Origin of the sequence: Thermococcus sp. 101 C5, assembly GCF_009372125.1 — an archaeon.
In the GTDB taxonomy this organism is placed as follows: domain Archaea; phylum Methanobacteriota_B; class Thermococci; order Thermococcales; family Thermococcaceae; genus Thermococcus_A; species Thermococcus_A bergensis.
Genome location: NZ_WHIZ01000098.1, coordinates 1 through 4,285 on the forward strand (window position 1 = coordinate 1; position 4,285 = coordinate 4,285).

Here is a 4,285-nt window from a genome sequence, read left to right on the forward strand (position 1 = left end):
CTCTACAATGGGATAAAGGCTCACCGCGCTGGCTTTAAACATCTCTGGGTGGTTTACCCCTTTAGGAACGATCCTTTAAGAAACGGCTGGGTGAATGATTATTTCAGAGAGCTTGGAGTAGAAGTGGAGGTTATCTCTCCGGAAAACATTGGAGAAAAGTTTAGGGAGTTTTTGAATTCAATTTAGGATTTTTACCTGACAGTTGCTATTTTCTGAAGTGTTTTGGATGCAGATTTAAGCGATTAAGGTATTTTGAGTTTTTACTTTGTTTTGTTGTTTTTTGTTTTTACTTTTGTCTTTTCGTTTTTTCTAATGGCAAATTTTATATAGTTTGAGGACTTATTATTTGTGAAGATTTCCTCATGCTTGGGGGGCGAATGAAGAGAATTGCACTTGCAAGTTTGTTCGTCTTGGTTTTAGTTTTGGGAATGGTTGCAAGGAGTGCAGTCAGTCAAGCAGAGCAAACAAAAGCCCTTCCAAACTGCACAAGTTGCAAAACGTGTGGCAAATCTTTGTCTGCTATCCTCCAAGAGGTAAACTCTTGGGAAAAGCGAAATGTGGACATCTCCAAGTATAGTGACATCAAGGAGCTTATTAAAGTAGCCCAGGAACAGGGATATAGTTTGACGGGATAAGCTAAGGAGGGGAATACCTAATGAAGACAGCTTATATGTATTTTTCTCTTCCTTTTCTTGTGATTGGAATTGGAGTACTTAACATTCTCGTGCCCTTCAAGGAGTTGAATTACTTAACGTTGTTCGCTCTTGTAACCCTCATTCTCCTCCGTACAGTTCTCCCAAACAGGCTCGAAAACAGGATTATAACTTTCGCGTGGCATTTTGGGATAATATTCACAATAGGCTCGCTTATTTTCCCCTACAACAAACACCTTGCGTACTCTTACTTTGCCGGCGCTGGCGTGGCTGCAACATTCTATGCTTTCGGCGACAAACTCTTTTACTACGCCCCCCAAATAACTTACGCCTGGATTGGCCTTGCAGCGGGCTTTTTGCTTTCATTAACAGTCTTTAGGGATGAAGTTCAAAGGAATAATGGATTGTTCTTCATTCTCACATTAGGGCTTAGCTTTACAACACTCCTCATTGGGAAACTCCTTAATTACAAACCATTCTCTGATAGAGTACCAGCCATAATAGAAAAGATTAGGGAGGAATGAGCATGGACGAGATCGTTAAACAAGAAATTGGACGGTCAGTACCCTTTTATTTTATTCTCTTTGTTATAGGGGCTAGAGCATGGCAGGCCGGAAAATTAGACATGCCCGCTTACATGGTCTTTGTCATAACATTCATAATAATCATGCTAACAAGTCTGATATTTCCATAATTTTTGCTTCCATTTTTGGAGTTCTTTTGGGTGGGGTGGCATTAGTAACTGGATATGCTAAGTATCCCTTCGTAATATTGTACTTTATGCTCGTTTTGATGTTATTGCCTGTGATTTTAAAGAAAAACCTGCCTATCAGCACGGCTGGAATTCTTTTGAGCATCCCCTTGGCTTATTTTGCAGTTGAAAGCATCAAAGGCCTCAACGTATCGACGTTATTTTTAGTGGCATTTGAACTTGGCCTAATTGGTATGTACATTGAAATGATCTGGAGAAGATAGACACCTTAGTACACTGACTTATACATTTGAGAAGCCCGGATAGCAAAATTTTGTTTGTGATCTTCCATTAATTTTGGCAGAAAAAGCTTTCAGTTCACAACTATCTTAATCTCTCTTATTTCCCTCTCTTCTTTCTCGAATTTCTCAAATGTAAACTTTTCCCAGTTAACCCTATAGGGAGAGCCGTTGAAATTGGCAATCCAGTCATTATGGTCTAAAATTATCATTATGAGGCGTTCTTTGGTGTTGACTTTTCTTTTTCAAGCCTCGTCCCTTCAGGGCGGGGAGGAGGTCAGCGCAATGATAAAAAGAATACTATGCAAAGATCTCTATGAAGAAATAGAACGGCTTGAGCGCTCTGTCATAGAGCTTGAGGAGCAGATAATTGAGTTAAAGACCCAGCTCAACATGAAGACCGAAGAGGCGACGAGCCTCTATATCGAGAACCAAAGCCTGAGACACAAAATAGAAATGCTGGAAAAAAGCCACAGGCGGCTTATTGGGATGCTTAAACAAATGAAGATTCCATTTGTTGTGGTAAATGAAGATGAGTTTGAAGACGTGGAGATTGACAAATAACTCTAAGAACAATTCGTGAACGCTTCTTCAGACAAAGACTTTTTAATATGAAGAGCAACTCTTAGCTTAGATTTAAGGATGGTGATGATCATGAGTATGGACATGAGCACAAGGATGTTTAAGGAAGAAGGGTGGATAAGGAAAACCTGTAAAGTCTGTGGAAAGCCCTTCTGGACGCTGGATCCGGATAGGGAAACCTGTGGAGATCCTCCATGTGATGAGTATGAGTTCATAGGTAAGCCGGGAATCCCGAAGAAGTACACTCTCGACGAGATGCGCGAAAAGTTTTTGAGCTTTTTTGAGAGAAAAGGGCATGGGAGAGTTAAGCGCTATCCCGTGTTGCCCAGATGGAGAGACGATGTGCTCCTCGTTGGAGCCAGCATAATGGACTTCCAGCCGTGGGTTATAAGCGGCGAAGCCGACCCTCCAGCAAATCCACTCGTTATAAGCCAGCCTTCGATAAGATTTACCGACATAGACAACGTTGGAATCACCGGCAGACACTTCACGATATTTGAAATGATGGCGCACCATGCCTTCAACTATCCAGGAAAGCCGATTTACTGGATGGATGAGACCGTCGAATATGCCTACGAGTTTTTCACAAAAGACCTTGGAATGAAGGGAGAAGACATAACTTTCAAGGAGAACCCATGGGCTGGTGGAGGAAACGCTGGTCCGGCTTTTGAGGTTCTTTACCGCGGTTTGGAAGTGGCTACTCTGGTTTTCATGCAGTATAAGCTGGCTCCTCCGGATGCCGATCCTTCCCAGGTCGTAGAGATCAAAGGAAATAAATACGTTCCAATGGATACAAAGGTAGTTGACACTGGATACGGTCTTGAGAGGCTTGTATGGATGAGCCATGGTACTCCAACGGCCTATGACGCGGTTCTGGGCTACGTCATAGAACCCCTCAAAAAGATGGCCGGAATTGAAAAAATAGACGATAGAATCCTTATGGAGAACTCAAAACTAGCAGGAATGTTTGATATTGAGGACATGGGCGATTTGAGGGTACTGAGGGAGACCGTTGCAAAGAGAGTTGGAATTGACGTGGAAGAGCTCACCAGGCTCATTAGGCCATACGAGCTGATATATGCAATAGCTGACCATACAAAGGCCTTAACGTTCATGCTTTCCGATGGAGTTGTGCCTTCAAACGTTAAAGCTGGTTATCTTGCCAGATTGCTCATAAGAAAGAGCATAAGACACCTCAGAGAGTTAGGTTTAGAGATTCCCCTGAGTGAGATAGTTGCAATGCACATAGAGGCTCTGCACAAGACTTTCCCCGAGTTCAAAGAAATGGAAGACGTTGTTCTTGATATGGTCAACGTTGAGGAAAAGAAGTACATGGAAACCTTAGAGAGGGGAAGCGGACTAGTCAAGAGAGAAATAGAGAAGCTTAAGAAGCAGGGCATCAATGAGCTCCCATTGGAGAAGCTCCTCCTCTTCTATGAGAGCCATGGTTTGACCCCTGAAATAGTTAAAGAGATTGCGGAGAAAGAAGGCATGAAAGTCAAGGTCCCAGATAACTTTTACAGCTTAATTGCCAAAGAAGCTGAAAAGACTGCCAAAAAGGAAGAAGAAAAAAGTATAGTGGACTTTGAGCTGGTTCAAGACCTGCCTGATACAAGAACCCTCTATTATGAGGATCCCTTCATGAAGGAATTCGATGCAAGGGTTCTTAGGGTGATAGATGACTGGGTGATTTTAGACCAGACAGCGTTTTATCCCGAAGGCGGAGGTCAGCCCTGTGATCTGGGAGAGCTAAACGGCGTTAAGGTGCTCGATGTCCAGAAAGTTGGCAAGGTAATACTCCACAAAGTGGAGAAGCCTGAAGGCTTCAAAGAGGGAGACAGCGTTCACGGAAAAATCGACTGGGAGAGGAGAATACAGCACATGAGACACCACACCGGTACTCACGTCCTTATGGGAGCCCTTGTTAGAGTCCTTGGAAAACACGTCTGGCAGGCGGGTTCTCAATTAAGCGCCGACTGGGCTAGATTAGATATAGCTCACTACAAGCGCATCAGCGAAGAGGAGCTTAAGGAGATAGAGCTCTTAGCTAACAGGGTTGT

Annotated in this window: 7 protein-coding genes and 1 pseudogene; 7 read left to right on the forward strand and 1 reads right to left on the reverse strand. The window is 43.2% G+C overall.

Annotated elements, in window-relative coordinates; all coding sequences use genetic code 11:
- The 5 genes and pseudogenes from GBV73_RS10605 to GBV73_RS10620 form a co-directional block, all read left to right on the forward strand.
- A pseudogene (locus GBV73_RS10605) lies at positions 1-186 on the forward strand (hypothetical protein); the annotation flags it as partial.
- Between the two features lie 191 nt (positions 187-377).
- A complete protein-coding gene (locus tag GBV73_RS10610) occupies positions 378-635 on the forward strand; it encodes a hypothetical protein (protein ID WP_042699567.1) in 258 nt (85 codons plus the stop codon).
- A 20-nt stretch (positions 636-655) separates the two neighbouring features.
- Entirely contained in the window at positions 656-1,177 is a 522-nt protein-coding gene (locus GBV73_RS10615; RefSeq protein ID WP_152881239.1) for a hypothetical protein, read from the forward strand.
- A gap of 2 nt (positions 1,178-1,179) precedes the next feature.
- Positions 1,180-1,347 (forward strand): hypothetical protein, encoded by a 168-nt coding sequence (locus tag GBV73_RS11200; RefSeq protein WP_172967225.1) that lies wholly within the window; start codon positions 1,180-1,182, stop codon positions 1,345-1,347.
- A gap of 35 nt (positions 1,348-1,382) precedes the next feature.
- Complete coding sequence (locus GBV73_RS10620) at positions 1,383-1,628, forward strand: hypothetical protein (protein WP_225807243.1); 246 nt, start codon at positions 1,383-1,385, stop codon at positions 1,626-1,628.
- An 89-nt stretch (positions 1,629-1,717) separates the two neighbouring features.
- On the opposite strand, the gene GBV73_RS11205 is transcribed toward GBV73_RS10620, so the two are convergent.
- Positions 1,718-1,855 carry a hypothetical protein gene (locus tag GBV73_RS11205; RefSeq protein ID WP_156882149.1) on the reverse strand — a complete coding sequence of 46 codons (138 nt, stop codon included), beginning with the start codon at positions 1,853-1,855 and terminating at the stop codon, positions 1,718-1,720.
- A gap of 73 nt (positions 1,856-1,928) precedes the next feature.
- Between GBV73_RS11205 and GBV73_RS10625 the strand changes: the two genes are divergently transcribed.
- Positions 1,929-2,207, forward strand: coding sequence for an initiation control protein YabA (locus GBV73_RS10625; protein WP_152881243.1), 279 nt, complete (start codon positions 1,929-1,931; stop codon positions 2,205-2,207).
- A 90-nt stretch (positions 2,208-2,297) separates the two neighbouring features.
- A partial coding sequence (alaS, locus tag GBV73_RS10630) for an alanine--tRNA ligase (protein WP_152881245.1) occupies positions 2,298-4,285 on the forward strand: 1,988 nt, incomplete at its 3' end.